Source organism: Pseudomonas sp. FYR_5 (assembly GCF_043106315.1).
GTDB classification, from domain to species: domain Bacteria; phylum Pseudomonadota; class Gammaproteobacteria; order Pseudomonadales; family Pseudomonadaceae; genus Aquipseudomonas; species Aquipseudomonas putida_Y.
In genome coordinates this window covers 28,467-54,918 of the sequence record NZ_JBICMK010000006.1, presented here as the reverse complement: position 1 = coordinate 54,918, position 26,452 = coordinate 28,467, and the positions used below count along the sequence as shown (strand labels likewise).

The 26,452-nt window shown below is 63.7% G+C and carries 22 protein-coding genes; 8 read left to right on the top strand and 14 right to left on the bottom strand.

The window, feature by feature from the left end; translation table 11 throughout:
* Nucleotides 1-24: 24 nt before the first annotated feature.
* The gene (gene cysZ / locus ACF8RA_RS00505; protein WP_103463248.1) at nucleotides 25-753 is read right to left on the bottom strand and encodes a sulfate transporter CysZ; all 729 of its coding nucleotides are present in this window, start codon (nucleotides 751-753) and stop codon (nucleotides 25-27) included.
* Between the two features lie 330 nt (nucleotides 754-1,083).
* Between cysZ and trxB the strand changes: the two genes are divergently transcribed.
* Nucleotides 1,084-2,046, top strand: coding sequence for a thioredoxin-disulfide reductase (gene trxB / locus ACF8RA_RS00500; protein WP_003247318.1), 963 nt, complete (start codon nucleotides 1,084-1,086; stop codon nucleotides 2,044-2,046).
* Between the two features lie 147 nt (nucleotides 2,047-2,193).
* Here the strand turns inward: trxB and nadC are convergent, their stop codons facing one another.
* Nucleotides 2,194-3,042, bottom strand: coding sequence for a carboxylating nicotinate-nucleotide diphosphorylase (gene nadC, locus ACF8RA_RS00495; RefSeq protein WP_021781721.1), 849 nt, complete (start codon nucleotides 3,040-3,042; stop codon nucleotides 2,194-2,196).
* Between the two features lie 242 nt (nucleotides 3,043-3,284).
* Here nadC and ACF8RA_RS00490 point away from each other — a divergent pair, with 242 nt between their 5' ends.
* From ACF8RA_RS00490 to ampE, 3 genes are all read left to right on the top strand, one after another.
* Complete coding sequence (locus ACF8RA_RS00490; protein ID WP_392518672.1) at nucleotides 3,285-5,444, top strand: DUF1631 domain-containing protein; 2,160 nt, start codon at nucleotides 3,285-3,287, stop codon at nucleotides 5,442-5,444.
* An 89-nt stretch (nucleotides 5,445-5,533) separates the two neighbouring features.
* Nucleotides 5,534-6,106, top strand: a complete 573-nt coding sequence (ampD, locus tag ACF8RA_RS00485; RefSeq protein ID WP_004575862.1) for a 1,6-anhydro-N-acetylmuramyl-L-alanine amidase AmpD — start codon at nucleotides 5,534-5,536, stop codon at nucleotides 6,104-6,106.
* Nucleotides 6,103-6,933 (top strand): regulatory signaling modulator protein AmpE, encoded by an 831-nt coding sequence (gene ampE / locus ACF8RA_RS00480; RefSeq protein ID WP_176685000.1) that lies wholly within the window; start codon nucleotides 6,103-6,105, stop codon nucleotides 6,931-6,933. The genes ampD and ampE overlap by 4 nt, the downstream gene beginning before the upstream one ends.
* 44 nt (nucleotides 6,934-6,977) lie before the next feature.
* On the opposite strand, the gene ACF8RA_RS00475 is transcribed toward ampE, so the two are convergent.
* Both ACF8RA_RS00475 and cra read right to left on the bottom strand, forming a co-directional pair.
* Nucleotides 6,978-7,754 (bottom strand): TatD family hydrolase, encoded by a 777-nt coding sequence (locus tag ACF8RA_RS00475; RefSeq protein ID WP_392461997.1) that lies wholly within the window; start codon nucleotides 7,752-7,754, stop codon nucleotides 6,978-6,980.
* A gap of 2 nt (nucleotides 7,755-7,756) precedes the next feature.
* A complete protein-coding gene (gene cra, locus ACF8RA_RS00470; RefSeq protein ID WP_176685002.1) occupies nucleotides 7,757-8,752 on the bottom strand; it encodes a catabolite repressor/activator in 996 nt (331 codons plus the stop codon).
* Between the two features lie 283 nt (nucleotides 8,753-9,035).
* Between cra and ptsP the strand changes: the two genes are divergently transcribed.
* From ptsP to ACF8RA_RS00455, 3 genes are read left to right on the top strand one after another with little or no spacing between them, the layout of a single operon-like run.
* Nucleotides 9,036-11,888, top strand: coding sequence for a phosphoenolpyruvate--protein phosphotransferase (gene ptsP / locus ACF8RA_RS00465; protein WP_392518671.1), 2,853 nt, complete (start codon nucleotides 9,036-9,038; stop codon nucleotides 11,886-11,888).
* Nucleotides 11,889-12,836 carry a 1-phosphofructokinase gene (gene pfkB / locus ACF8RA_RS00460; protein WP_176685004.1) on the top strand — a complete coding sequence of 316 codons (948 nt, stop codon included), beginning with the start codon at nucleotides 11,889-11,891 and terminating at the stop codon, nucleotides 12,834-12,836.
* The gene (locus ACF8RA_RS00455; protein WP_176685005.1) at nucleotides 12,833-14,575 is read left to right on the top strand and encodes a PTS fructose-like transporter subunit IIB; all 1,743 of its coding nucleotides are present in this window, start codon (nucleotides 12,833-12,835) and stop codon (nucleotides 14,573-14,575) included. The genes pfkB and ACF8RA_RS00455 overlap by 4 nt, the downstream gene beginning before the upstream one ends.
* 147 nt (nucleotides 14,576-14,722) lie before the next feature.
* Here ACF8RA_RS00455 and ACF8RA_RS00450 read toward each other — a convergent pair whose 3' ends face one another.
* Nucleotides 14,723-14,944, bottom strand: coding sequence for a DUF3820 family protein (locus ACF8RA_RS00450; RefSeq protein ID WP_003247308.1), 222 nt, complete (start codon nucleotides 14,942-14,944; stop codon nucleotides 14,723-14,725).
* 200 nt (nucleotides 14,945-15,144) lie between these two features.
* Between ACF8RA_RS00450 and ACF8RA_RS00445 the strand changes: the two genes are divergently transcribed.
* A complete protein-coding gene (locus ACF8RA_RS00445; protein ID WP_176685006.1) occupies nucleotides 15,145-15,621 on the top strand; it encodes a PA2169 family four-helix-bundle protein in 477 nt (158 codons plus the stop codon).
* Here ACF8RA_RS00445 and ACF8RA_RS00440 read toward each other — a convergent pair.
* The 9 genes from ACF8RA_RS00440 to ACF8RA_RS00400 all read right to left on the bottom strand — a co-directional run bounded on the left by ACF8RA_RS00440 (nucleotide 15,618) and on the right by ACF8RA_RS00400 (nucleotide 26,418).
* Nucleotides 15,618-17,108, bottom strand: coding sequence for a sensor domain-containing diguanylate cyclase (locus ACF8RA_RS00440; protein ID WP_392518670.1), 1,491 nt, complete (start codon nucleotides 17,106-17,108; stop codon nucleotides 15,618-15,620). The genes ACF8RA_RS00445 and ACF8RA_RS00440 overlap by 4 nt on opposite strands.
* Before the next feature lie 384 nt (nucleotides 17,109-17,492).
* A complete protein-coding gene (locus tag ACF8RA_RS00435) occupies nucleotides 17,493-18,827 on the bottom strand; it encodes an OprD family porin (protein ID WP_392518669.1) in 1,335 nt (444 codons plus the stop codon).
* Between the two features lie 206 nt (nucleotides 18,828-19,033).
* Nucleotides 19,034-19,258: a hypothetical protein gene (locus tag ACF8RA_RS00430; protein WP_176685700.1), complete on the bottom strand. Its 225-nt coding sequence runs from the start codon at nucleotides 19,256-19,258 to the stop codon at nucleotides 19,034-19,036.
* A gap of 200 nt (nucleotides 19,259-19,458) precedes the next feature.
* Nucleotides 19,459-20,193: a YkgJ family cysteine cluster protein gene (locus tag ACF8RA_RS00425; protein WP_392518668.1), complete on the bottom strand. Its 735-nt coding sequence runs from the start codon at nucleotides 20,191-20,193 to the stop codon at nucleotides 19,459-19,461.
* Entirely contained in the window at nucleotides 20,190-20,501 is a 312-nt protein-coding gene (locus ACF8RA_RS00420; RefSeq protein ID WP_176685702.1) for a hypothetical protein, read from the bottom strand. The genes ACF8RA_RS00425 and ACF8RA_RS00420 overlap by 4 nt, the downstream gene beginning before the upstream one ends.
* An 88-nt stretch (nucleotides 20,502-20,589) precedes the next feature.
* The gene (locus tag ACF8RA_RS00415; protein WP_021781736.1) at nucleotides 20,590-21,489 is read right to left on the bottom strand and encodes a chemotaxis protein; all 900 of its coding nucleotides are present in this window, start codon (nucleotides 21,487-21,489) and stop codon (nucleotides 20,590-20,592) included.
* A gap of 146 nt (nucleotides 21,490-21,635) precedes the next feature.
* Complete coding sequence (locus ACF8RA_RS00410) at nucleotides 21,636-22,820, bottom strand: HlyD family type I secretion periplasmic adaptor subunit (protein WP_209967968.1); 1,185 nt, start codon at nucleotides 22,818-22,820, stop codon at nucleotides 21,636-21,638.
* The gene (locus tag ACF8RA_RS00405; RefSeq protein WP_339444567.1) at nucleotides 22,817-24,985 is read right to left on the bottom strand and encodes a type I secretion system permease/ATPase; all 2,169 of its coding nucleotides are present in this window, start codon (nucleotides 24,983-24,985) and stop codon (nucleotides 22,817-22,819) included. The genes ACF8RA_RS00410 and ACF8RA_RS00405 overlap by 4 nt, the downstream gene beginning before the upstream one ends.
* Nucleotides 24,982-26,418 (bottom strand): TolC family outer membrane protein, encoded by a 1,437-nt coding sequence (locus ACF8RA_RS00400; RefSeq protein WP_176685705.1) that lies wholly within the window; start codon nucleotides 26,416-26,418, stop codon nucleotides 24,982-24,984. Before ACF8RA_RS00400 ends, ACF8RA_RS00405 begins: the two co-directional genes overlap by 4 nt.
* Nucleotides 26,419-26,452 lie beyond the last annotated feature (34 nt).

Genomic DNA, 26,452 nt, shown 5'->3' with positions numbered 1-26,452 from the left:
GCTGCCCTGCAGCCCCACGCTCCTTCAGCTCCGCTCCCGCACCCAGAACAGCGTAGCCCCGGCCACCGCCGCCGGCATCATCAGCACGTTCACCCCCGGAATCATCAGCGCCAGGTAGGTGATGCCGCCAAAGCCCAGGCTCTGCCAGCGCTTCTGGCGCAGCCAGGCGAGCATGTCCTGCCAGGTCATCTTGTTGTTGTCCGCCGGGTAGTCGATGTACTGGATGGCCATCATCCACACGCCGAAGATCAGCCACAGCGGCGCAGCCACCACGTTGACCACCGGGATCAGCGACAGGACGAACAGGCCGATGGCGCGTGGCAGGAAGTAGCCCAGCTTGCGCATTTCGCGGCTGAAGGTGCGCGGTACCATGGCTGCCAGCTCGCCCCAGCTGAAGGCTGGGAAGGTGTCTTCGCCACGCACTACCACCTCGACCTTTTCCGCCAGAAAGCCGTTGAACGGCGCGGCAATGATATTGGCCACCAAGGTGAAGGTGAAGAACACCATCAGCACCAGCAAGGCAACGAACAGCGGCCAGAGGATGTAGCTGAGGAAGCTAAGCCAGTCAGGCAGCGTGGGCATCAGGGCATCGAGCCACAGGCCGAACTGGTGGCCGGCGAAGTAGATCAGGCCACCGAACAGCAACAGGTTGACCGCCAGAGGCAGCAGCACGAACAACCGCAGGTTGGGGCTCAGCACCAGTTTCAGGCCTTCGCGCAAGTATTGGGGGCCAGAGAGGACAGGGGCTTGCATCTAGATACTCCGCAGAGAAGGAAAACGCGCTGACCTTACCGAGTTTGCCGCGCCGACGAAAGGCACGCAGTGGGCGGGAAACGGGATGTAACAAAAGCGCGCAGCGCGTGTTTATCGATGAAATCGCAGCATAGGCGATGCCTATGAGGTGGATTGTCTAAGGATATTTCCTTAATCTTTGCGACCTCGCTACAGTGCGCTCAACTTTTCGCTTTGCGGGCCTGCGCGTTTTAGCCTTCCCCAAGTGCTGCGTGGGTCCTTTTTAATTTCTTGGCTGGCGCAGCCGGTACACCGATGCCGGCCCTGCGGCCCGCTCGACAGGAGTTCGACATGTCTGAAGTACGTCATTCGCGCGTCATCATTCTCGGTTCCGGCCCTGCCGGTTACAGCGCTGCGGTGTATGCCGCCCGTGCCAACCTCAAGCCGCTGCTGATCACCGGCATGCAGGCGGGTGGCCAGCTGACCACCACCACCGAAGTCGACAACTGGCCGGGCGACCCCCACGGCCTGACCGGCCCGGCTCTGATGCAGCGTATGCAAGAGCACGCCGAGCGTTTTGAAACCGAAATCGTCTTCGACCACATCAACGCTGTCGACCTGGCCAACAAGCCGTTCACCCTGCAGGGTGACAGCGGCAAGTACACCTGTGATGCGCTGATCATCGCCACTGGCGCCAGCGCTCGCTACCTGGGCCTGCCGTCGGAAGAAACCTTCATGGGCAAGGGTGTTTCGGCCTGTGCCACCTGTGACGGTTTCTTCTACCGCAACAAGCCGGTCGCCGTGGTCGGTGGTGGTAACACTGCCGTGGAAGAGGCACTGTACCTGGCCAACATCGCCAGCAAAGTGACCCTGGTACACCGTCGCGAAACCTTCCGCGCCGAGAAGATCCTGGTCGACAAGCTGAACGCCCGTGTGGCCGAAGGCAAGATCGAGCTCAAGCTCAACGCCACCCTGGACGAAGTGCTGGGTGACAACATGGGCGTAACCGGTGCGCGTCTGAAGAACAACGACGGCAGCAGCGACGAAATCAAGGTCGACGGCGTGTTCATCGCCATTGGCCACACCCCGAACACTTCGCTGTTCGAAGGCCAGCTGACCTTGAAAGACGGCTACCTGGTGGTCAACGGCGGCCGCGAAGGCAATGCCACCGCGACCAACGTCGAGGGTGTGTTTGCCGCTGGCGACGTGGCTGACCACGTTTACCGCCAAGCCATCACTTCGGCCGGTGCGGGCTGCATGGCGGCGCTGGATGTCGAGCGCTACCTGGACGGTTTGGCCAACGCCTCGTTCTGATCTGAAAACCGGGGCTGCTTTGCGGCTCATTCGCAGCACAAGGTTGCGCCTGCAAGGATATGCAGCCTGTTGCGACTGTGAGTGGGGTGCAAAGCGCCCCCAATAAAAAACCGGCCAAGCGCCGGTTTTTTATTGCCTGCAATCAGTTCACAGGCTCAGTCGCATCGACAGGTCCACCGCTTTCACATCCTTGGTCATGGCGCCAATCGAGATGTAGTCCACCCCTGTCTCGGCAATTACCCGCAAGGTCGTTTCGTTTACGCCGCCGCTGGCTTCAAGCTTGGCTTTGCCAGCGGTAATGCGCACGGCTTCGCGCATCTCGTCCAGGTTCAACTCGTCGAGCATGATGATGTCCGCGCCAGCGGCCAGCGCCTGGCGCAGTTCATCCAGGCTTTCGACCTCGATTTCAACCGGCTTGCCCGGCGCAATGCGGTGCGCTGCGGCCACGGCCTCGGCTACGCCGCCGCTGGCGGCGATGTGGTTTTCCTTGATCAGGAAGGCGTCGTACAGGCCTATGCGGTGGTTGTCGCATCCACCGCAGGTAACCGCGTACTTTTGCGCCAGGCGAAGGCCGGGCAGGGTTTTGCGGGTGTCCAGCAGGCGCACCTGGGTGCCTGCTACCAAGTCGGCAAGGAAGCGCGCACGGGTGGCGACCCCCGAAAGCATCTGCAGGAAGTTCAGTGCGCTGCGCTCACCACTCAGCAGCGAACGGGCCGGGCCTTCCAGGTGGAACAACGGTTGATTGGCAGTGGCCTGCTCACCGTCGGCCACCTGCCAGTGCACTGCAACGCGCGGGTCAAGCTGGCGGAACACGGCATCGACCCAGGCGGTACCGGCGACCACGCAGTCTTCGCGGGTGATGATGGTCGCCTTGGCCAGGCGCTCGGCCGGGATCAGTTGCGCGGTGATATCGCCACTGCCGATGTCCTCCAACAGCGCGCGGCGCACGTTGGCTTCAATTTCAGCGGTCAGGTCGGCAAGGCGTAGGTTCGGCATGGTCGGCTCCACAAGCTAGGTGCCCGCGATTATAGGGCAGGGGGCCGGTGTGTACAGCCGACTTGGTGCTGACCTTTGGTCGGGCGTCATGAGTAATCCGAGCAGATCAGGGTCATTAGCCAGTCAGCGAAACGGCGCTGGCAGGCATACGGTTTTTTACCGATAATGGCGACTGGTATTTGGCGCCATGGCTTTGACGATTTTCAGCCCTTTCGGGCAAGACACCCTGCAAGGAGTCCAGGATGCAAAAGGAAGGCAAGGTGGTGCCCCTGGCGGCAGCCATCGACCGAGGGGGGCTTACGCCTCTGCCTTGCCTTCCGGTCGTGCTGCTGCAGGTGCGCGACAAGGCCGCGTTGCAGTTGCGTCAGGGCCTGCAGGATCTGTTCGACAATGCCGATGACACGCTCTTCGAAATGGCCGACAAGGCCTTGGACCGCGGTGACCAGAACCTGTACTTCGAGGCCATGCGTGACCTGCGCCTGAAGCGCAAGAGCATTGAGCGTGGTTTTCTGGATACGTTCCAGGATGCTTTCCTCCGAACCGGCCAGGTCGACTTGCTGGCAAACCTGGCCCAGCCGGGCCCCCCGCGTAGCAAGGCTCAAATGGAGCGGGCCGCCGCCATCGAGGGCATGGTGGCGCGGGTGCTGTCACGCGATGGCATTGCCCTGCAGCAACTGGGTTTGCGCCTGCAGGCGCTGCTCGACCGCCCCCTGTACGAGCAGCACAACCCGTTGGGGCCAGCCGCGCTGTGTCGTTACTTCCTCGATGCCGGGCGTAATCTGGGCGTTGGCCTGCGGGTCAAGCTGGTGCTGCTGAAGCTGTTCGAGCGTTATGTGCTGCGCGATGTCGATGTGATCTATGGCGAAGCCAACCAGTTGCTGGCCGCTGCCGGCGTACTGCCCGAACTGCAACCGGCGCCGCGCCGGCGTGCCGAAGACCGGCGCATGCGTGCGCGCCCAGGACCGGCGAATCTCGGCCAGGACGTGGGGGCGGATGCCGCAGGGCAGGCGTTGTTTGCCTCGTTACAGGTACTGCTAGCGCCGGTGCGCGGGCAGTTCGCGCCGCGCTTGCACGCGGTGGCTGCCGCCCAGCCGATCAGTACCGCCGACCTGCTCCGGCTACTTTCGCATTTGCAGCGCTACGTGCCCGCCACCCACGAGGCCGATGACTTCGAGCTCGGCCAGCAGCTTGAGCAACTGCTGTTGCGGGTGAGTGTGCGCAGCGGCACGCGTCGGCGTCTTGAAGTGGATGACGAAGACATGATCAACCTGGTTGGCCTGCTGTTCGCGTTCATCCACAACGACGACAACCTGCCGGCCAGCCTGCGGTCGTTGATTACGCGCCTTCATATTCCCCTGCTCAAGGTGGCATTACTGGACAAGGGGCTGTTCAGCCGAGGTAACCACCCGGCGCGTCGGCTGCTCAACGAAATCGCCGGCGCCGCGATTGGCTGGGAGTGCGGCAGCGAAGGCCGGCGTGACAGCTTGCATTTGCGGGTAGAGCGTGTCGTTCAGCGCCTGCTCAATGATTTTGCCGACGATGCAAGCCTGTTCGCCGAGTTGCTCGACGACTTCCTCGCATTCAATCAGGACGAACGGCGACGCAACGAGGTGCTCGAACAACGCACTCGCGACGCCGAAGAAGGCCGTGCCCGGGCACTGCAGGCCAGACAGCAGGTGCAGCACGTGCTCAACCAGCGCCTGCGAGGCCGGGTGTTGCCGCAGGTGGTAGTACAAATGCTGGTGCAGGCCTGGAGCCAGGTACTGCTGCTGGCTTGGTTGAAACAGGGCGAGGCCTCTGCGGCCTGGCGCGACGCATTGCAGACGATGGACATGCTGCTGGCCAGCATTACCCCGCCACATGAGCCGCAAGCCTTGCTGCAGCAGGTGCCAGCCCTGCTCAAGGCGCTGCGCGATGGCCTGGCCAGCGTAGCCCTGGACGCGGTGGCGACCCGCGAGTTCTTCCTGCAACTGGAACAGTTGCACCTGCGCGCCTGCGCAGGTAAAGACGAAATGCCGGGAGGGGAAGGTCAATTCTTGGGCGATGTGCGGGTGGCCGAAGAGATTGTGCTGGCGATTGCCGAAGAGCCCGCCTGCGTGCCCCTGGACGCTGCCGATGGGCAGGCTGCAGCGCTGCGGCAGGCGCAACGCTTGCGTATCGGCACCTGGGTCGAGGTTCTCGATGAGGATGAGCCACTGCGCTGCAAGCTGGTCGCGCGCATTGAAAGCAGCGATAGGCTGGTGTTCGCCAACCGCACCGGCATGAAAGTGCGCGAGTGGAGCAGCGCCAGCCTGGCCCAGGCACTGCAGCGGCATGAAGTGCGCGTGCTGGATGACCGCCTGTTATTCGAACGGGCGCTGGAGGCGGTTCTTGAGAGCTTGCGGCAAGGGCAGGCGCAATAGGCTGACGCATTACAATCATTCACATGCACACGGCGTTGGCCGCAGGGCATACTGTGGGCATGTTCACGGCGTTTTTCAGGATCTGCCCCATGCAATTGGACCGTGCCACTGGCTGGTTCCACGGAATCGGAATCACCCATTGCCCCTCGCCGAACTTCAATGCGCGCCCCGAAGGCGAATCGATTTCCCTGCTGGTGATTCACAACATCAGCCTGCCCCCGGCCTGTTTCGGCACGGGCAAGGTGCAGCAATTCTTCCAGAACCGCCTGGCCCCTGATGAACATCCGTATTTTGCCAGCATCAACCACCTGACCGTGTCAGCGCACCTGTTCGTCGAGCGTGACGGCGCGGTGACTCAGTTCGTGTCGTTGCATGACCGTGCCTGGCATGCGGGTGTGTCGAGCTTTGACGGGCGCGAAGGCTGTAACGACTTTTCCATCGGCATCGAACTGGAAGGCACCGACGACCTGCCCTATACCGATGCCCAGTATGCGGTGCTGGAGCAACTCACCCGGCACATCCGCAGTGCCTGGCCGGCCATCGACCTGAACCGCATTCAGGGCCACAGCGACATTGCCCCGCAGCGCAAGACCGACCCCGGCCCGGCCTTCGACTGGCCGCGCTACCGCCAGGCGCTGCAGCACAACGAGGACAAGGCATGAGTTTTCTGGTGTTGGTGCTGGCGCTGTGGGTCGAGAAGTTTTCGGCGCTGCGTCATCAGGTGCAGCGCGACGGGTTCTTTATTGGCGAATTGGTGCGTCTGGAGCGCAGCGGCAAGGTGCACCCATGGTGGACGTTGGCCATCCTGGTGTTGGCACCGGTAGCGTTGCTTGTGTTGTTGCTGCATGTGCTGGAGCCAGTGGCCTATGGCTTGCTGGCGTTGCCGGTGCACCTGCTGGTGCTGATCTACAGCCTGGGCCGCGGCGATGCCAAGGCATCGCTGGGGCCGTTTCGTGACGCCTGGCGGCGGGGGGACGATCAGGCGGCGCTGCACGTGGCCGAGCGCGACCTGGGCCTGGTGGCCGATGAACCGCACACCCTGCTGGTGCGGGTGCAGGGTAATTTGCTGTGGCAGGTGTACCAGGGCTTTTTCGCGGTGATCTTCTGGTATTTCGTACTGGGCCCTGGCGCTGCGCTGGCTTATCGACTGTTGGCGCTGTGTGGTGAACACAGCAGGCAGCCGGCGCTGAAGGTGCGTGCCGAGCAGTTGCGGCACATCATGGACTGGTTGCCGGTGCGGGGGCTGGCGTTGAGCTTTGCCCTGGTGGGCAACTTCCTTGCGGTTACAAGGGTGATGCTGCACGAGGTGCTCAACTGGCACATCAGTGCCGGGCACCTGGTGGCTCGGGTCGGGCGCATTGCCGATGACATTCCCGAGGAAGAGGACAGCCAGCGCGGGTTGGGGCGGTTGGACAGCCTGTGGGAACTGCTGTTGCGCTGTGCAGTGCTGTGGTATGCAGGGTTCGCGCTGTGGACCGTGCTGGTCTGAATCGGGACCAGGCGCATCCCACGGGAATCCCGTTCACCTGAGTTTCACCAGCCAAACAACGCGCAAGCATTGCGGGTGCTGGCCTGTGCCAGCACCTCGACATCCAGTCCCATCACTTGCGCCAGTGCCGCGGCAATGTCCGGCAGATGCTCCGGGCTGTTGCGTACCCCCGGGTACATCACCGGTGCCATGTCCGGTGCATCAGTCTCCAGCACCACGCTGTCCAGTGGCAGCCGCGCCAGGGTCTTGCGCAGCCGTAGTGCCTGCGGCCAGGTAGCCGCACCGCCCAACCCCAGCATGAACCCCAGCTTGATGTACTCGCGGGCCTCTTCGTAGCTGCCGGCAAACGCATGAATCACCCCCGCCCGCGCAGGCTTGTAGTGCTTGAGCGTGGCAATCACCTGGGCATGGCTGCGGCGCACGTGCAACAGGGCCGGTAGTTCGAAGTCGCAAGCCATCTGCAGTTGCGCTTCGAACAGCGCCTGCTGGCGGGTCTTGTCGAGGTCTGTGAGGTAATAGTCCAGGCCAAACTCACCCACGGCACATAGCCGCGGGTTGTCGCGCAGGCGCTCCAGCCACTCGCGCAGTTGCAGCAGGTGCTCAGGTCGATGCTGGTCGAGGTAGACCGGGTGCAGGCCAAGCGCGGCGAACAGGCGCGGCTCGGTGCAGGCGAGTTCCCACACCCGTTGGAAATTCGCCTGGTACACCCCCAGCACCACCATCCGCTCCAGCCCACGCGCCGCCGCGTTGGCCAGCAGGCGCGGGCGGTCGGCGTCGAAGTCGGGGAAGTCCAGGTGGGTGTGGGTGTCGATCAGGCGCATGTTCAGGCCGCTGAGATGCGTTGCTTGAAGGTGCGGCCAACAGCATGAACGCCGGGTTCATAGCGTTTTTCCTCGATGGCGGCCAGTGCCAGTTCAAGCGCGGTGGCGGCAATCTGGCCGTGCTGCTGGGCCATGGCATTGACCGGCAGCGGCAGGAAATCGAGCAACTGGTTGTCGCCAAAGGTACCCAGCTGCAGTTGGCGCGAGTCGACCGGGCGCGCCTGTAGGGTGTCGAACACGCCCTGCAACAGCACGTACGACGTGGTCACCAGAGCATCCGGCAGGCCGCCCAGGTCGTCGATCAGTTGTTGCATCAGGCGTTGGCCGCACTCACGGCTGAACGCTTCGCCCTGATAGCGGCGCACTTCGCCGGCATAGCCTTGCAGGGCCTCGTCGAATCCGCCGGCACGCGCCTGGCTAACCGACAGCTCGGGGCGTGCGCCTATCAGGGCGATGCTGCGTGGGGCCGCGCTGAGCAGGCTGGCGGCCAGCTGGCGGCTGGCATCGCGGTCGTCGCTGATCACCGAGCAGAAGTGTGCGGGGTCCAGGCGGCGGTCGATGGCTATCACCGGCAAGCCTTTGTCCTGCAGCTCGCGGTAGCTGTCATCTTCTGGCGGCAGGCAACTGGCAACGAACAGCGCATCGCAGCGCCGCGCACGGAACAGCTGCTGCAGTTGGCGCTCGCTGTCTGGCTGGTCGTCGCTGCTGGCGATCAGCAACTGGTAGCCGCGGGCGCGGGCGCCTTGCTCCAGTTGCTTGGCAATGCGGGCGTAGCTGGGGTTCTCCAGATCCGGGAGAATGAAGCCCAGGGTGCGGGTATGCCGGCTGCGCAGCCCAGCTGCCTGCGGGTTGGGGGTGAAGCCGTGGGCTTCGACCACCGCGCGTACCCGCTCGACAGTACTGTTGCTGATGCGCTGCTGTTCTGCCTTGCCATTGATGACGTAGCTGGCAGTGGTCACGGACACACCGGCCAGACGGGCGATATCGCTGAGTTTCACCGAATTTTCCTTGTTATTACCGGGGCTGGCTGTAAGGCCGGACCGGGTAGTTTGACCCGGTACAGGCATCACGCGCAGACGACCATTGTCGCAATTGTCCGACAGGATGGGGCTTTTTACTGGGCAGATTATCGAGTAACGTGGCCGTCTGGTCAGATTAAACGTTTCAGCCGCCGATTTTTCTGCCTCGGCTCCACCCGTGCAAGGTTGCTGAACTGGCCCTTTATGTGAATTTCACAACAATACTCCAGTACCCGAACGGGAACTGCAAAAGGAGAAGGTCATGCTCGAGCTCGCCAATGAGCAGATAGCCATGGGCCAGAAGGCCGCCGACAAGGATGAGGCATTGCGCCTTCTGGCGGATCGACTGGTTGCGGACGGCCTGGTTGCCGAGGGTTACCTGCAAGGGCTGCAGGCCCGGGAGGCACAAGGCTCCACGTTCCTTGGCCAGGGCATCGCCATTCCTCATGGTACGCCGCAAACACGCGATCTGGTGTATGCCACCGGCGTGCGGCTGCTGCAGTTCCCCGAGGGGGTAGACTGGGGTGACGGGCAAATGGTCTACCTGGCCATTGGTATTGCCGCCCGCTCCGACGAACACCTGCGCCTGCTGCAGCTGTTGACCCGTGCGCTGGGCGAGACCGACCTGGCCGAAGCCTTGCGCCGGGCCAGCTCAGCCGAAGCGCTGCTCAAGCTGCTGCAGGGCGCGCCACAAGCGTTGGCGCTGGATGCGCAACTGGTGGGGCTGAACTTGCCGGCTGAAGACTTCGACGAACTGGCCTGGCGCGGTGCGCGCCTGTTGCAACGTGCCGACTGTGTCGACAGTGGCTTTGCCGCCGTGCTCCAGCAGGCCGAGCCTCTGCCGCTGGGCGAGGGCCTGTGGTGGCTGCACAGCGAGCGCCAGGTTCGTCAGCCGGGCCTCGCCTTCATCACCCCGCAGCAGCCGCTGCGTTACCGCGACCAGCCGCTCAACGGTCTGTTCTGCCTGGCCAGCCTTGGCGCCGCTCACGAGGCCCTGCTTGAGCGTCTGTGCGAAGTGCTGATCGAAGGCCGCGGGCAGATGCTCTACCAGGCCACCAACAGCCGTGCGGTACTGGAAGTACTGGGCGGCGAAGCGCCGGCGGACTGGCCCAGCGCACGTGTCGTGCTGGCCAATCCACATGGCTTGCATGCCCGCCCGGCCAAGGTGCTTGCACAACTGGCCAAAGGCTTTGAAGGGGAAATTCGTGTGCGCCTGGTCGATAGCGCGCAGCCAGCGGTATCGGTGAAGAGCCTGAGCAAGCTGCTCAGCCTCGGCGCCCGCCGTGGTCAGGCACTGGAGCTGGTCGCCGAGCCGAGCATCGCTGCCGATGCCTTGCCGGTGTTGCTGGCCGCTATCGAACAAGGCTTGGGTGAGGAGGTGGAACCCCTACCGCAGAGCGTCACGCCCATTGCCGATGACGTACCCGAAGTACTGCAAGCGCCAGCGGCCGGCAGTCGTATCCAGGGTGTGGGTGCCGCCCCCGGCATTGCCAGCGGCCCGGCGCATGTCTGTGTCGAGCGTGAGTTCGACTATCCCTTGCGGGGTGAATCGTGCGCCCAGGAGCGGCAGAAGCTGCGCGAAGCGTTGGCCATCGTCAATGGCGAACTGCAGGCTTTGGTCCTGCGCAGCGACAAGGCCATTGGCGAAATTTTCGTCACCCACCAGGAAATGCTTGCCGACCCGGCCCTGACCGACGATGTCGAGCAGCGCCTGGCCCAGGGCGAAAGCGCTGCGGCTGCGTGGATGGCCGTGATCGACGCAGCGGCCCGTCAGCAAGAGGCATTGCACGATGCGCTGCTTGCCGAGCGCGCTGCCGACCTGCGCGATATCGGCCGCCGCGTGCTGGCGCAGTTGTGTGGTGTGCAGGCGCAGGCTGAACCCGAGCAACCCTATGTGCTGGTGATGACCGAAGTCGGTCCATCCGATGTCGCCCGCTTGGACCCCACCCGGGTTGCCGGTATTGTCACCGCCCAGGGCGGCGCCACGGCCCACAGTGCCATCGTTGCCCGGGCTTTGGGCATACCGGCAGTGGTCGGCGCCGGTGCGTCGATACTGCTGTTGGACAGTGGCACGCCGCTGCTGCTCGATGGCCAGCGTGGTGTGGTTAGCGTCGCACCGCCTGCGGATGAACTGCAGCAGGCGCTGGCCGAGCGTGACCTGCGCGAGCAACGCCTGCAGGCCGCCTGGGCCAACCGCTTCGAGCCGGCCATCACCCGGGATGGGCATGCCGTCGAGGTGTTTGCCAACATCGGTGACAGCAACGGTATCGCCAAGGTGGTGGAGCAGGGCGCCGAAGGTGTGGGCCTGCTGCGCACCGAACTGATTTTCATGGCCCACCCTCAAGCGCCGGATGTGGCTACCCAGGAAGCCGAGTACCGCCGCGTGCTCGATGGCCTCGATGGGCGCCCGCTGGTGGTGCGTACCCTGGATGTCGGCGGCGACAAACCGCTGCCTTACTGGCCGATCGCTGCCGAGGAAAATCCCTTCCTCGGCGTGCGCGGCGTGCGTTTGACCCTGCAGCGCCCGCAAGTGATGGAAGACCAGTTGCGCGCGTTGCTGCGGGCCGCCGACCAGCGCCCGTTGCGCATCATGTTCCCGATGGTTGGCCAGGTGCACGAGTGGCGTGAGGCTCGGGCCATGGTGGAGCGCCTGCGTGCAGAAATCCCGGTAGCCGACCTGCAACTGGGCATTATGGTCGAGGTGCCTTCAGCGGCCCTGCTGGCAGCGCAATTGGCGCGCGAAGTGGACTTCTTCAGCATCGGCACCAACGACCTGACTCAATACACCTTGGCCATCGACCGTGGCCACCCCAGCCTCTCGGCACAGGCCGATGGCCTGCACCCGGCGGTGTTGAGCCTGATCGACATGACCGTGCGCGCCGCCCATGCCCACGGCAAGTGGGTGGGCGTGTGTGGCGAGCTGGCGGCCGACCCGCAGGCGGTGGCCGTGCTGCTGGGGCTGGACGTGGACGAACTCAGCGTCTCCGCGCGCAGCATCGCCGAAGTCAAGGCACTGGTTCGCCAGGCCGATCATCAGACAGCCCGCGCCCTGGCGCGCGAGGCCCTGCAACAGGACAGCGCCGCAGCAGTTCGCGCGCTGGTGGAGCGTTACTGAATGGCCAAGATCCTCACTCTCACCCTGAACCCGGCGCTGGATATCACCATCGGCCTGGACGCTCTGCGCCCAGGGCAGGTCAACCGTAGCCAGGCGCAGCACAGTCACGCCGCGGGCAAGGGGCTGAACGTTGCCCAGGTACTGGCCGACCTGGGGCACAGCGTAACCGTTGGCGGTTTCCTTGGGCGCGACAATCTGCAGCCCTTCGAGGCGCTGATCGACGGTCGCGGTTTTACCGACTGCTTCGTCCGTGTGCCGGGCGAAACCCGCAGTAATATCAAGCTGGTCGAGGCCGATGGCCGCGTTACCGACATCAACGGGCAAGGCCCGGAGGTGGACGAGGCGGCACGCAACGCCTTGCTGCACAAACTGCAACAGATTGCCCCAGGTCACGATGCCGTGGTGGTGGCTGGTAGCCTGCCGCGCGGGATCAGTGCCGACTGGTTCCGCCAGTTGCTCGAACTGTTGAAGGCTCAAGGCCTCAAGGTTGTCCTGGACAGCAGTGGTGAAGCCCTGCGTGTCGGTTTGCAGAGCGCGCCCTGGCTGGTCAAGCCCAATACCGAAGAACTGGGCGAAGTGCTGGGCCTGCCTGTGGATAACCTGGCGCAACAGACGGCTGCCGCCAAGCGCCTGCTGGCCAGTGGCGTTGAACACGTGGTGGTGTCTGCGGGCGAGCAGGGCGTCAGTTGGTTCAGTCGTGACCTGGCCATGCACGCCCGCCCACCCAAGGTGCGGGTTGCCAGCACGGTGGGGGCGGGGGATTCGCTGGTGGCCGGCATGGTCCACGGCCTGCTGCTGGCCGAGGCGCCTGCGCAGACGTTGACCCGAGCCACTGCCATCGCCGCCCAGGCCGTTACCCAGGTTGGCTTCGGTATCCGTGACCGCGAGCACCTGGTGCAACTGGAAGCGGCCGTGCAACTGACAGAACAACAAGAGGGTTGCCGATGAACATTGCCATAGTCACCGCCTGCCCCAATGGCCAGGTATCGAGTGTACTGAGCGCACGCTTGCTGTCCGCCGCTGCCCAGCGGCGCGGCTGGAGCACCAGCGTCGAAGTGCAGAATACTGAACACCCCGAGCGGCAGCTGAGCGCCGCACAGATCGCCGAGGCTGACTGGGTGCTTGTGGTCAGCACCGGTCCGGTGGACCTGGCCCGCTTCGTCGGCAAGCGCCTGTACCAAAGCACGCCATCCCAGGCGCTGGCTGATCGCGAAGGCTTTCTCGACGAAGCGGCGGCCAACGCCGAGCTGCTGGCCGCAGTGACAGATGGCCCGGCCGCCGCTGGCAGTGCTGGTACCCGCATCGTTGCCGTGACTGCTTGTCCGACCGGCGTAGCCCATACCTTCATGGCCGCAGAAGCCTTGCAGCAAGCCGCACAGCAACTGGGCTACCAGTTGACCGTCGAGACCCAGGGCTCGGTCGGTGCGCGCAATCCCTTGTCTGCTGAAGCCATCGCTGCGGCGGACGTGGTGTTGCTGGCCGCCGACATTGAAGTTCCCACTGCACGTTTCGCCGGCAAACGTATTTACCGTTGTGGTACCGGCATTGCCCTCAAGCAGGCCCGCGCCACTCTGGACAAGGCCTTGGCGCAGGCCGCGGTAGAAAACGGCGCCGACGCCGCAGCGGCATCCACGCCGACGAAGGGCGAGAAAACCGGCGTGTACAAGCATTTGCTTACCGGCGTGTCGTTCATGCTGCCGATGGTGGTGGCCGGCGGCCTGCTGATTGCCCTGTCGTTCGTGTTCGGTATCGAAGCCTACAAAGAGGCGGGCACCTTGCCGGCGGCGTTGATGCAGATTGGCGGCGAAGCCGCCTTCAAACTGATGGTGCCGCTACTGGCGGGTTATATCGCATGGTCCATCGCCGACCGCCCCGGGCTGGCCCCCGGCATGATCGGCGGCCTGCTGGCCAGCACCTTGGGTGCCGGCTTCATCGGTGGCATTGTCGCCGGTTTCCTTGCCGGTTACAGCGCCAAGGCCATTGCCCGATGGGCGCGCTTGCCCAGCAGCCTGGAGGCGCTCAAGCCAATCCTGATCATTCCATTGCTGGCCAGTCTGTTCACTGGCCTGGTGATGATCTACGTGGTCGGCCAGCCGGTAGCAGCGATGCTCGAAGGCCTGACGCACTTCCTCGACAGCATGGGCACCACCAATGCCATCCTGCTGGGGCTGTTGCTGGGCGGCATGATGTGCGTCGACCTTGGCGGGCCGATCAACAAGGCCGCCTATGCGTTCTCGGTGGGGCTGTTGGCCTCGTCGAGCTACGCGCCAATGGCGGCGACCATGGCCGCCGGCATGGTGCCGCCGATCGGCTTGGGCATTGCCACCTTCCTGGCCCGGCGCAAGTTCGCCCAGAGCGAGCGCGAGGCGGGCAAGGCGGCGCTGGCGCTGGGGCTGTGCTTCATCTCCGAGGGGGCGATTCCGTTTGCCGCCAAGGACCCGTTACGGGTGATCCCGGCCAGTATCGCCGGTGGTGCGTTGACCGGGGCATTGTCGATGTATTTTGGCTGCAAGCTGATGGCGCCGCATGGCGGCTTGTTCGTGTTGTTGATCCCCAACGCGATCAACCATGCGTTGCTGTATTTGCTGGCGATTGTGGCGGGTAGCCTGGTGACAGCGGTGGTGTATGCGGTTATCAAGAAGAGCGAGCGTGTGGAGTTGGCCGTGGCGCCTGCTAAAAGTGTATGAGCAGACCTCGTTCTGTGGGAGCGGCCTTGTGTCGCGAAAGGGCTGCGAAGCAGCCCCAGATTTTCAGCTTCGCAACTTAGATTGCCGGGGCCGCTTTGCGGCCCTTTCGCGACACAAGGCCGCTCCCACAGAGCCCGCGTTGGCCTTTCAACGGCGATGCTTCTGCCGCAACGGCACCAGCAGATCACCCAGCCCGTTGTGATCGATCTCATGCATCAACGCCAGCAACCCACCCAGTTCCCCTGCCGGAAAGCCCTTGCGCGCAAACCACGCCAGGTAGTCCCCCGGCAGATCCGCAATGATTCTCCCCTGGTACTTGCCGAACGGCATGCTGCGGGTCACCAGTAGTTCGAGGGTTTCCGGCTTCATCTGCGCGCACCTGGCTGTGGAAAGGCGCCGACCATACTGCAATCTGCACGAAGCCCCAAGCGGCAATCATGCAGAACGCCGTTACCAGCTGTCGTCTCTTGTATGTAAGTCATTGAATAAAAAGAAATTTATTTTTGTGTTAAGCGTGGCACGAACGCTGCATTTCCCTAGAGGACTATCACCTGCCAAGGAGTTCGACCATGAGCAACCCCAACAAAGACGTGATCGACGTACTCAACGACCTGATCGAGTACAGCAAGGATGGCGAGAAAGGTTTCAAGGCTTCGGCCGATGATGTGAAGAACCCCGAGCTGAAAGCGTTCTTCGTCCAGCGCGCGGGTGAGTGCGCCAGCGCTGCCAGTGAATTGCAGGGCGAAGTCCGTCGCTTGGGCGGCGACCCGGAAACCTCCACCAGCATCAGTGGCGACCTTCACCGCGGCTGGGTCAACCTCAAGTCGATGGTCACCGGCAAGGACGAGGAGGCGGTGCTGAACGAGGTGGAACGTGGCGAGGACCACGCCCTCAAGGCCTACAAGGAAGCCCGTGAGAAACTGGTGAAACTGGGCCGCACTGCCAGCGACATGACCTACAGCCTGGTGGAGAAGCAGCTGCAAGGCGTGCAGCGCAACCATGACCAGGTCAAGGCCCTGCGCAACGCCGCTCGCGCCCGCTCCTAATCGAGCGGGCCCTCTACCCGATTGCGGCCATTGGCCTTGGCCCGGTAGAGCGCTTCGTCCGCAGCACCCAGCAGCCTGCCAAGGTCCTGCTGGGTGCCGGACAGACCGATACCGATGCTCACGGTCACGGCGTGAGCATCATCCGCAAACGGCGCCAGCGCCTCGACGCTGGCGCGGATGCGTTCAGCCAGTAGCTGGGCCCCGGCCAGATCGGTTTCCGGCAGCACCACCTGAAACTCCTCCCCACCGTAACGCGCGGCCAGGTCCGCCGGGCGGCGAATGCATGCTTCGATGGCCCGGGCCACCTCGCGCAAGGCATGGTCGCCACCGGCGTGGCCATGGCGCTGGTTGAATGCCTTGAAGTGGTCCACATCCACCATCAATATCGCCAGCGGCTTACGGTTACGTTGGGCGCGGGCCCATTCCTGGCGTAGCACATGGTCCAGCTTGCGGCGGTTGGCCAGGCCAGTCAGGCTATCGGTGGAAGCGAGCATGGCCAGGTCTTCTTCTGCTTCGTGGCGGCGGCGCAGTTCGCGGCCCAGCAGCAACGTCAGCCAGAGAATGCCCACGCACAGAGCGCCGGTGGCGACGCTGACGACAATGGCGGTACGGCGCCAGGACTCGAACACCTCGTCGGCCGAGTGCACCACCAGCACGATCAGGGGCAACTGCGCGACTCGGGCGAAGGTGAACATGCGGAGTTTGCCGTTGATGTCGGAGCGGGCGGTGAAGTTACCGCTCTGTTCAGCGATGATGCGCTTGAAATTGGGCCGTTCGGTGTAGGAGGTTCCAATCAGTGGGTCCTGCGCGCGGTAGGGCTGGCGGACAAGTAACTGCCCGTCGGTATTGAACAGGTTGATGCTGCTGTCGTGGCCAATGTCCAGGCGTTGGAACAATTCACTGATGTACGACAGGCGCAGCGCACCCGCTGCCAACCCGGCGAACTCGCCATTGGGGCCGGAGATGCGCCGGCTGAAGCTGATACACCAGTCCAGGTCGCCGAGCTTGGCCTTGAAAGGGGGGCCCACCAGCAAACCGAGGTTGGCATTCTGCTGGTGAGCCTTGAACACCCCGGTGTGACCGAAGTTGGCCTTGCGTGGCACGCTGCTGGTGGAGTCGCCGACGACATTGCCTTGCTTGTCCAGCCACAGCACGTCACCGCGCTTGCGGTCGATGAAGGCTTCATTGAACAGCAGGCGCTGGCGTATCGGACCGGGGACCTCCGGCAGTTCCTTGCGCCCGACGGCCCAGATCAGGCCTTGCAGTGACTGGTCGTAGAGTTCGACGTTGCGCAGGATGTCGCTTTCGATCAGCTGGACGATGTTGTTCGACGAGCGCACCGCCGACTGCTCGACACTTTCGCGCTCGCGAGCAAGCAGGTAGCTGACGATGGCCACGATGGCGAGCACGGCAAGGCAACTGCCCAGGTTGAGGATCAGCTCGGGGTGCGACCTGTAGACTGCGAAACGCGGGGACTGGGTGGGCATGCTCGCTACTGCGTGGGCAGGACCATTCGCGGCGGCAATATTCTAGGGAAGCGGGCATTGTCGGACAAGATTTGTCCGACGGAAGCACGGTGTACCGTACTTTTCGATTGGCCGTCGTGTAGGAGCGGGTTTACCCGCGAAGAGGCCGGCCCTGCTGGCCAATCTCCACCCGCCGTTCACCGTTGCCGCCACTACCGTATTCGCGGGTAAACCCGCTCCTACAACACTGATCTGCGGTGGGACACACACCGGGGAATGGACACAGGCCGTTGTAGGAGCGGGTTTACCCGCGAACATCGGCGCAGCCGGTGCCCAACACCGCGGTGCCTTCTTCGCGGGTGAACCCGCTCTCACAGGGTTATAGGCGATGCTTGCAGCGCAAGATCAGAACACGTTCAGTGGGTAGTCGACGATTACCCGCACTTCATCGTTGTCGCTGTTGCTGTCGATCGACGCATAACCTTGGCTGCCGCGGTGGGTGGCATAGCGCACCAGCACCGACAGGTCCTTGAGGTCACCTTCCTGGAACACGTATTTCACGTCCAGGTCGCGTTCCCAGTGCATGGCGTTCTTGCCATCTTCGCGGTAGTAGTCGTAGTGAGTAGTGTCCTGAGTGGCCTTGGTCAGGTCGGCCTCACCGCGCGAATACGACAGCGAGGTGCTCAAACCAGGCACGCCGACACCGGCGAAGTCATAGCCGTACTGCAGTTTCCACGAGCGCTCGTTCGGCGCGTTGAAGTCCGAGTACATGCGCGAGTTGTCCAGGTACACACTGTCGCCCAGGTTGATGTAGTCGAATGGCGTGTTGCCGTTCACTCGCTGGTAGGCGGCGGTGACGCTGTGGAAGCCGGCGTTGACGGTGAAGTGCACGCTGTAGGTGTTGTTGTCGATCTTGCCTAGCAGGGCCTTGCCGGTGTCCTGGGTGTGATAGAAGTGCACGCCCGGATTCAGGCTGACCAGGTCATTGACCACATAGGTGTAGTCGAAGTCCGCGTAGTACTGGTTCCAGATGTCCTTCAGCTCGGCGGTGTACAGGTTGGCGGTGATGTGCTCGGTACCGCTCCACGACGCGCCGGCCCAGTTCAGGTGCTTGCTCTTGTCGTGCTCGTCCAGTGACCCGTAGTAGGTGTCGATGCGGCGGTGGCCGCTCTGGTTGTACGGGTGGGTGAAGCTGACCTGGCCGCCTTCGAGCAACAGGCCGTCGATGCTGGTGTTGGTCAGGCTCACACCACGGAAAGTCTGCGGCAGCATGCGGGTTTCACCGCCGGCGATCACCGGGTTGGTGAGGAACAGGTCCCCGGCTTTCAGCTCGGTGTCGAAGGCTTTCAGCTTGACCGCGGCACCGGCAGTGGAAAACGAGTGCGGGGCTGCGCCCAGCTCGCCGTCGTCCTTGATGTGCTCGGGCAGGATGCTGGTGCCGGCATGGCCGCCACCGCCGTCGAGCTTCAGGCCCAGCATGGCATGGGCGTCCAGGCCGAAACCGACCACACCGGGGGTGTAGCCCGACTCGAAGCGTGCCACCGCGCCCTGGCCCCACTCGCGGGTGTCGCGCACGCCGGCGTTATGGTTGTCGCGGTTGAAGTAGGCATTACGGAAATGCAGGTTGAACGACGAACCTTCGATGAAGCCATCAGCCTTGTCTTCATCTGCCTGAGCGGCGAAAGGGATCGTTGCAGTCAACGCAATGAAAAGCGGGGTAAAGCGAAACGCGGAAGGCACCGGTACTAGCTCCTTTGGTCTGACGGTGGGGCAGTTTTTATTTTTGAATGTGCATCTTTTTTATAGGTGGACGTTACAACCAGGCTGAGAGTTGAAGCACATAAAAAAAGCCGCTGATTGGCAGCGGCCTTTAAAAGGCTAACATATCGGCACCGGAGGTGCCCATGGCGTAGCCAAGGGAAAACAGGAGCAGTGACAGCGTTTGATCAGCTGTCGGCACTGGTGTCGACGGTGACTTTGGAAGCTGTCTGTTTCGCGTCTTTTACGGTGTCGGATTTATTTGCGGCTACAGCGTCACGGGCCTCTTGATGGACCGCCGCGAGCTCTGCATTACGGGCAACGAAAGCCGGGGATTCTTCGGCCATGGCCAGTGGCGACAACAACAGGGAAGACAGGACGAAGACGCTGGCAATACCCATACTGTTGGACATTTGAAACTACCTTCTTGCGGTGCAAGTGCTAATGAGGACAGGGGTAAAGTTAGTCCTTTCAGTGCACTCGAAACAGAGCGAAGTGCGATAAGCACTGTTGCGCAAAAGGTAACGATCGTTGGGTGAAATAATGGGACTTTCGGCGAAAGTCCCGTGCTAGAGCACCTGCACAGTGCGCCGCCCAGGGCAAAGTGGTCAGGCTAGAAACCGATAAAGGCGTAATACACCGGGGTTTCATGGGTCGTGCGCAAACCCAGTGCCTGCAAGCTCGCCGTCAGCGCTTCATCCTGCACATGCAAGGTCCACTGCGCCCCTTCATTCCCCGGCACCTGCGCCAGCGCCGCAGCAAACGCCCCCATGTCCGGCAAGTAAGCGGTAAACCCGTTACCCTTGAGCGCACTGGTAGTCATGCCCAATGCCTGGCACACCGCCACCTTGGCCGCAATGTCATCACGGTCGGCCTGGCGCGAAGCCTGTACCAGCGCCTGCAGTTCCACATCGACCAGTTGCGTGCCGTGAATCAGCTCCGGCCCCTGTTGCCAGGCCTCCGGAGGGCAGTCCTTGCTGTCTGGCCGCAGTGGAATATGTGGGTTGATTTCTACCGGATAGATGCGACAGACCAGCGGGCGATGCTCATAGATGGTGCAGAGGTCGTTGGCGTCGAGGTTACGGCAACGTCCGGGGTTGAATGCAGCAAAGGTCACCGAGATACGTGCCTCGCCCTCGCCGCAATTCACCGGATGGGAGCGTCGCAGCACATGGTCACGCTGCTCCAGCGGCATGCCAGGGCCGTCCACGACGAAGGCCTCGATCAATACCACCACCTGGCCGGCATCGTCCGCCCAGCGACGAGCTTCGGCCAGCGTCAGTGGCACATGGTGGCCGGTGCAGCATTTGCCGCAGCCGGTACAGCCGAAACGTAAGCTGTCGGTCACTTGGCTTCCGGGCTCCATTCGCTGACGAAGGCACGCTGGTGCTGGCGGTCGTACAGGCACAGCTCGGTGCCGGTGCGCTGCTGCATATGCTTTTGTGGATAGACGCCTTCGATCAGCAGGGCACTCATGCCTGCCTGGTCATCGAACTCGGCGGGCTTGCCGCGGGCATGGGCGTCCTTGAACTGGCTGGCGGTCAGGCAGGCCTTGAGCATCTGCTGGCGCTGCTCGTTCCAGGCCCGACTACTGGAGGCCTGGGCAATACCGCTGAAGAGGGCACAGCTGATCAGGATAGCGCTGAGAAGCTTCATATGTGATTCCGGCAATTTTCTTGCGAGGGGCGCGAATTATGCCCGAGTCACCCCCGGCGGCCAGCCGGGGAGTTTGTCGCTGAATATATCAGTGCTCGGCGAACACCACGGTACGCGCGGCCACCACCAGACAATCGGTCAGTTCTGGCGAGGAGAACTTGGTAAGGATGGCATTGGCCCCGGCCTGGGTCGCCTTTTCACTGCTCATGGCACTGTCCAGCGAGGTGTGCAACAGCACGTACAGGTGCTGGAAGTCAGGGGTTTCACGCAACGTGCGGGTGAAGGCGTAGCCGTCCATTTCGCTCATTTCGATGTCGGAGACGATGATGTTGATCTCCTGCGCGGTGCCTTGCAGTTCCAGCAGCACGTTGATGGCGTCTTTGGCGCTGCGCGCAGTGTGGCATTCGATACCGAGGTTGCGCAGGGTGTGCACCGACTGCTGCAAGGCCACCTGGCTGTCGTCCACCACCAGGATATTGGCCGCGGCCAGCAGGCTGGCATCTTCTTCGTTCAAGGTGCCGTGTGCTGGCTCGGCGACGGGCGGGGCGATGGCGTGTATGACTTTTTCGATGTCCAGCACCTGCACCAGGGTGTTGTCGACGCGCGTCACGCCGGTGATGAACGAGCGGGTGCCCGAGGCGTAGGGCGGCGGTTTGATGTCGGTGCTCAGGCAATGCACGATGCGGCTGACCGCCTGTACATGCAGGCCTTGGCGCGAACGGCTGATCTCGGTAACGATCAGGCAGCCACCCTGTGGGTCGGCCAGTGGTTGTTCGCCGATGGCGCGGGACAGGTCGATGACCGACAGCGAGTGGCCGCGCAGGGTTGCCACGCCTTTTACGTGGGGGTGCGACTCGGGCAGCTTGGTCAGCGGCGGGCAGGGGATGATCTCGCTGACCTTGAGCAGGTTGATTGCCATCAGCTTGCCGCTGCGCAGGGTGAACAGCAGCAGGGATAGCGAATCCGCGCGGGCATTTTGCGTGGCCATGGTGACCTTCGGTGGGGTGCAGGGGGATAACTGGTTATCGGCCTGTTTTGGTCGGGCTTTAGACATTTTGCGCAGAACCCAGCAATGCTTGGGACCCTGTGGGAGCGGGTATGCCCACACACAAGTGATGTGTGTAAACGCCTGGATCAGCGTTCGCGCAGGGCTTCCTTGGCCCGGTTCAGCGGCTTGATCAGGTAATCGAGGATGGTTTTCTCGCCCGTTCGGATATCCACCGTGGCAATCATCCCTGGCACGATCGCAAAGCGCTTGCCGGCCTTGTTCTGCAAGCTGTCCTGTTCGGTGCGTATGAACACGCGGTAGTAGTAGATTTCCGGTTTGACCTCGTCCTGCAGGGTATCCGGCGAGATGCCCACCACCTTGCCGTCCAGCCCGCCGTACACCGAGTAGTCATAGGCACTGATCTTGACCTTGGCCGCCTGCTCGGGGTGAATGAAGGCGATGTCCCGTGGCGCGATGCGGGTTTCGATCAGCAGGCGTTCGTCCATCGGCACGATCTTCATCACCTGGCCACCGGGCTGCACCACGCCACCCAGGGTGTTGACCTCGATGTCCTTCACAATGCCGCGCACCGGCGAACGCAAGGTCAGGCGGGTAAGTGAGTCGCTGCGCCCGCGGATCACTTCCGACAGGGCGTCCGCTTCGGCGCTGGCCTTGGCCAGTTCTTCCCGGGCGCGCACCAGATAGTCCGAGCGCGCCTCGTTGGCCTTGAGTTCCAGCTCGGAACGCTGGCGGTTCAGGCGGATCACTTCGACCCGGCTGGAGGCACCCATCTTCGCCAGGCTCTCGGTGATCTTCAGCTCGCTGCGCACCAGCTGCAACGAGTCCTGAATACCCGCCAGGGTCTGTTCCAGGCCGCGGCGGCGGGTCTGGTACAGCGCGGTTTCGGCATCGATCAGGTCAGGAGAGTCGCGCAGGCTCGCCGGAAAGGTCAGTGGCTTGCCGGTCACCTCTGCCTGCAGGCGGGCCTGGCTGGCCCTGGCAGCGCGGTACTTGGCTTCGCTTTCACCAACGCTCGACGCCGTCTTGGTGGGGTCGAGCTGGGCCAGCACCTGGCCGCGCTCGACCAAGTCGCCTTCGGCCACGCTCATCTGCGCGACGATACCGCCCTCGAACGATTGGATTACCTGCTCTCGCGAACTGGGGATGACCTTGCCTGTGCCGGTGGACACCTCGGTCACCTCGAACCAGGCCGCCCAGGCCAGGAACGCCGCCAGCATCAACGCGCACAGGGTGATCAGGCGGCCGGCACGGAATACCGCCTGGTCGTCCTGCCCGTCCAGGTAGGAGGCTGGAAGTTCATGGTCGCTCATGCCTGGGCTCCTTGCAGTTTGGCCAGCGCGGCATCGCGCGTGTCATCGATGACAATACGCCCGGCGTCCAGCACCAGGATCCGATCGACCCGCTGCAGAACGCTCAGGCGATGGGTTGCGATCACCAGTGTACGGCCCTGACAGAAGCGCTCCAGGTTATCCAGCAGCTTGCGCTCGGTCATGTCGTCAAGTGACGCGGTCGGCTCGTCCAGCAGCAGCACCTGCGGCTGGCGTACCAGTAAGCGCGACAGCACCAAGGCTTGGCGCTGACCGCCAGACAAGCCCAGGCCTCCTTCGAGGATCAAGTGGTCCATGCCCTTGGGCAGGCGGCGGACGAAGTCCAGTGCGCCAGTGGCGGCCAGCGCGGCCACCAGTTCCTGGTCGCTGGCCTGGCCGGCGCCGAGGGTGAGGTTTTCCCGCAGGGTGCCGTGGAACAGCCTCGCGTACTGCGGCAGCAGGCCGACGTCACGGCGCAGGTCAGCCGGGTCGAGGTGGGCCATTGCGATGCCGTCCAGGCTGATCTCGCCCTGTACCAGGTCCATGGCCCCGCCCAGCGCCTGCAGCAAGGTTGATTTACCGGCGCCGTTGCGGCCCAGCACGGCAATGCGCTCGCCCGGCTGGATATCCAGCCGGCCAATGTTCAGCACTGGCGGGTACTCTTCGCTGTAGCGGAAGTTGGCCTGGCGCAGGCGGTACTCGCCGTGAATCGCCGGCAGGTGCACGCGGGCTTCGCCTTCGGGGTGGTCGACCGGCGACTGCATCAGCTTGTCCAGGCCTTGCAGCGCGACCTTGGCCTGCTGCCAGCGGGTCAGCACATGGGTCAGCTGGGCCAGCGGTGCCATCATTCGCGACGAAAGCATGGATGCCGCCACCAGGCTACCTGTCGTGAGGTCGCCGGCGATGACCATGGGGGCGCCGATCACGATTACCACGGCAAACACTGCGCCTTGCACGTTCTGCGTCCAGGTCACCAGGCCGTTGGTGAGGGTGCGCAGGCGCAGGTTGGTGTGTGCGCAGGCCGCGTTGTACTGGTTCCACTGTCGTTCGAAGCGTGCCTCTGCCTGCAGTGCCTTGATTTCGTCCAGGCCCTGGATGCTTTCCACCAGCATGGCGTTGCGCAGCGCCGACTCACGCATCGAGGCGTTAGCCAACCGTGCCAGACGCCGTTGTGCAAGCAACCCAGGCAACACCATGGCCAGCAGCGCGACCAGCGGGATGAACACCAGTACGCCGCCGATCAGCCAGAACACGAACAGGAACAGCAGGAAGAACGGTAGGTCGGCCAGCACCGTAGCGGTGCTGGACGTGATCAGGTCGCGGATCGATTCCAGCTCGCGCAATTGCGAGATGAACGAGCCGGTGGATTTCGGCCGCACCGAGTTGCGCAGGCGCAGGGCATGGCCGTACACCAGGTCGCTCACCCGCAGGTCGGCGCGCTTGCCGAGCAGGTCGGTCACCTTTAGCCGCAGCAGGCGCATGCTGAAGTCGAACACCAGTGCCAACACCACACCGCCGAACAGGACGTAGAGGGTGGGCAGGGATTCGGCCGGTATCACTCGGTCGTACACCTGCATCGAGAACAGCACGCCCGCCAGCGCCAGCACGTTGGCCACCAGTGACGCGACCATTACCTGCCCATAGGGACGCAGGTCACGCAGTACGATGCGGGCGAACCAGTGGCGGTCGTAAGGCGCGGTGTAGTCGTCGGTGCGCACATCGCGCAGTGGCCGGGCCGGGCGCAGCAGGGCAACGCGGTTGATGCGGCCCTTCAGGGTGTCGCGGGGCAGGCGCGAAGTCAGGCCCTGGTCACCGGCAAACACTACCGCCAGGTCATCCTCTTCGGTCACCGACTCGACCACCGCCAACTGCCCGTCGTCCAGCTCCAGCACCAGCGGCGTGCGCCATTGCCGCAGGCCCTTGGCATCGAAGTGCACGAAGCGCAGTGCCAGCCCCGCCTGACGTGCCATGTGGCGGAGGATTTCATTCAACGGGCGGGCATCCTCCACAGCGGCCAGGCGAATACGCTGGGGTGATACGTCCAGGCGGTAGTGGTGCGCCACCTGCAATATCACCTCAAGCCAGGGGCCAAGGTCTGGCCGGTGCGCGGCGGCCTGCTCCGGCGCGGGCGCCTGGTTGGGCAGGGTCACATCGATCGAATCACTCATGGCTGGATCTCCACACCTTGCAGGTTGCGCCCCTCAAGGCCAAAGGCCGTGCGCAGGGCACCGGTGTTGTACAGGCAGTCGACATCCAGGCGCAGCAGGTCGGAGCGGGTGCCGGCAAGTTCGAAGCGTGACTGGTAGATCTCCTGCTCGGCGTTGAGCAGGTCGAGCAGTGGCCGTGTGCCCAGGTCCAGGTACTGACGCCCGTAGAGCATGCGTGCCTCCTGAATGCTGGCCTGGCGTGCTTCCAGCGAGGTCAGCCGGCGGCCCAGCCCGGAGGTTTGCGCCATGGCCTCGGCCAGGCCCCGACGCGCCTGCAGGCGTGCGGCGTCCTCGGCGGAGTCGGCGGCGGTCAGCGCGTGGCTGGCCGCGCGGGTACGGGCGCTGATGGAGCCCCCTTGGTAGATGGGGACTTCGACGTTCAGGTAGATGCCCGCCTGGGTGCGGTCCAGCCGTGCGTTATCGCGGTTGTAGTCGTCGTCCAGGTAATGATTGACCTGCGGTTGCAGCGACAGGGTGGGGTAGGCCTCCGCTTTGGCCTGGGCCAGCTCGGCCTGGCCCTGTGCGCGCTGGGCCAAGGCCATCAGCACGGCGGGCAGGCGGTCATCACCCTGTGCAGGGCGCTTGCAGGCCTGGTTCAGCTCGGCGGGTGAGCCCTCGGCCAGTGCCGGAGGGGTAACGCGGCCCATCAGCGCCGCCAGGGTCGAGCGCCAGCGCTCGTACTGTGACTGGTACTCCTCCAGGGTGGCACGGGCGCTTTCCACGCGGGACTCGGCCTGCACCACGTCGGAACGGGTGCTGGCGCCCATGTCGCTACGCTGACGGGCCATGCCGGCAATGTCGCCCACGCCGCGAATCTGGTCGCGGGCAATCGTCATCAGTTGCTCGTAGCGGCGGGTTTCGATCCAGGCATAGGCTGTGTCGCGGGCCAGATCGTCGACCACCAGCAGGATATTGGCCTGGGCGCGGGCGGCAGCAGCCTGGGCCGCACTGACGGCGCTGTCGACCTTGCCGAAATCATAGAGCATTTGCTTGAGCGACAGGTTCAGGGCCTGGCTATTGCGGTCGCCGCCATAACCGGTGTCATAACCGGTGCGGATACCGCCGGAAATCTGTGGGTAGTACCCCGCACGGGCGACGTTGATGCCTTCGCCCTGCTTGTAAAGGTTGCCGATGGCCTCAGCGATGCTCGGGTGCCATTGCGCTGCCTGCAGCACCGCGTCGGTAAGGCTCAGCCGTTCGCCACTGGCGACCGGGGCCATGCCGATGGGCGGGCGGGCGGGCACCGCCTCGGGCGCATCGCGTAATAGAGATGGCCCGATCTGGCGCAGGTGGGGGTCTATATCATCGGCTGCCTGGGCAACCGGGTGGAAGTTCAGGGCCAGGAACCCGAAGGCTCCCAGCAACAGCGGTGACAGCGGACTGCTTCGCTTCACATAGTTCCCTTACTGCTGGTCGTCCATGCCGCCG

Bases quoted from the DNA above. Each gene is read 5' to 3' on its own strand.
- cysZ (WP_103463248.1), bottom strand. From the start codon at position 753: ATGCAAGCCCCTGTCCTCTCTGGCCCCCAATACTTGCGCGAAGGCCTG.
- trxB (WP_003247318.1), top strand. From the start codon at position 1,084: ATGTCTGAAGTACGTCATTCGCGCGTCATCATTCTCGGTTCCGGCCCT.
- nadC (WP_021781721.1), bottom strand. From the start codon at position 3,042: ATGCCGAACCTACGCCTTGCCGACCTGACCGCTGAAATTGAAGCCAAC.
- ACF8RA_RS00490 (WP_392518672.1), top strand. From the start codon at position 3,285: ATGCAAAAGGAAGGCAAGGTGGTGCCCCTGGCGGCAGCCATCGACCGA.
- ampD (WP_004575862.1), top strand. From the start codon at position 5,534: ATGCAATTGGACCGTGCCACTGGCTGGTTCCACGGAATCGGAATCACC.
- ampE (WP_176685000.1), top strand. From the start codon at position 6,103: ATGAGTTTTCTGGTGTTGGTGCTGGCGCTGTGGGTCGAGAAGTTTTCG.
- ACF8RA_RS00475 (WP_392461997.1), bottom strand. From the start codon at position 7,754: ATGCGCCTGATCGACACCCACACCCACCTGGACTTCCCCGACTTCGAC.
- ptsP (WP_392518671.1), top strand. From the start codon at position 9,036: ATGCTCGAGCTCGCCAATGAGCAGATAGCCATGGGCCAGAAGGCCGCC.
- pfkB (WP_176685004.1), top strand. From the start codon at position 11,889: ATGGCCAAGATCCTCACTCTCACCCTGAACCCGGCGCTGGATATCACC.
- ACF8RA_RS00455 (WP_176685005.1), top strand. From the start codon at position 12,833: ATGAACATTGCCATAGTCACCGCCTGCCCCAATGGCCAGGTATCGAGT.
- ACF8RA_RS00450 (WP_003247308.1), bottom strand. From the start codon at position 14,944: ATGAAGCCGGAAACCCTCGAACTACTGGTGACCCGCAGCATGCCGTTC.
- ACF8RA_RS00445 (WP_176685006.1), top strand. From the start codon at position 15,145: ATGAGCAACCCCAACAAAGACGTGATCGACGTACTCAACGACCTGATC.
- ACF8RA_RS00440 (WP_392518670.1), bottom strand. From the start codon at position 17,108: ATGCCCACCCAGTCCCCGCGTTTCGCAGTCTACAGGTCGCACCCCGAG.
- ACF8RA_RS00430 (WP_176685700.1), bottom strand. From the start codon at position 19,258: ATGTCCAACAGTATGGGTATTGCCAGCGTCTTCGTCCTGTCTTCCCTG.
- ACF8RA_RS00420 (WP_176685702.1), bottom strand. From the start codon at position 20,501: ATGAAGCTTCTCAGCGCTATCCTGATCAGCTGTGCCCTCTTCAGCGGT.
- ACF8RA_RS00415 (WP_021781736.1), bottom strand. From the start codon at position 21,489: ATGGCCACGCAAAATGCCCGCGCGGATTCGCTATCCCTGCTGCTGTTC.
- ACF8RA_RS00410 (WP_209967968.1), bottom strand. From the start codon at position 22,820: ATGAGCGACCATGAACTTCCAGCCTCCTACCTGGACGGGCAGGACGAC.
- ACF8RA_RS00405 (WP_339444567.1), bottom strand. From the start codon at position 24,985: ATGAGTGATTCGATCGATGTGACCCTGCCCAACCAGGCGCCCGCGCCG.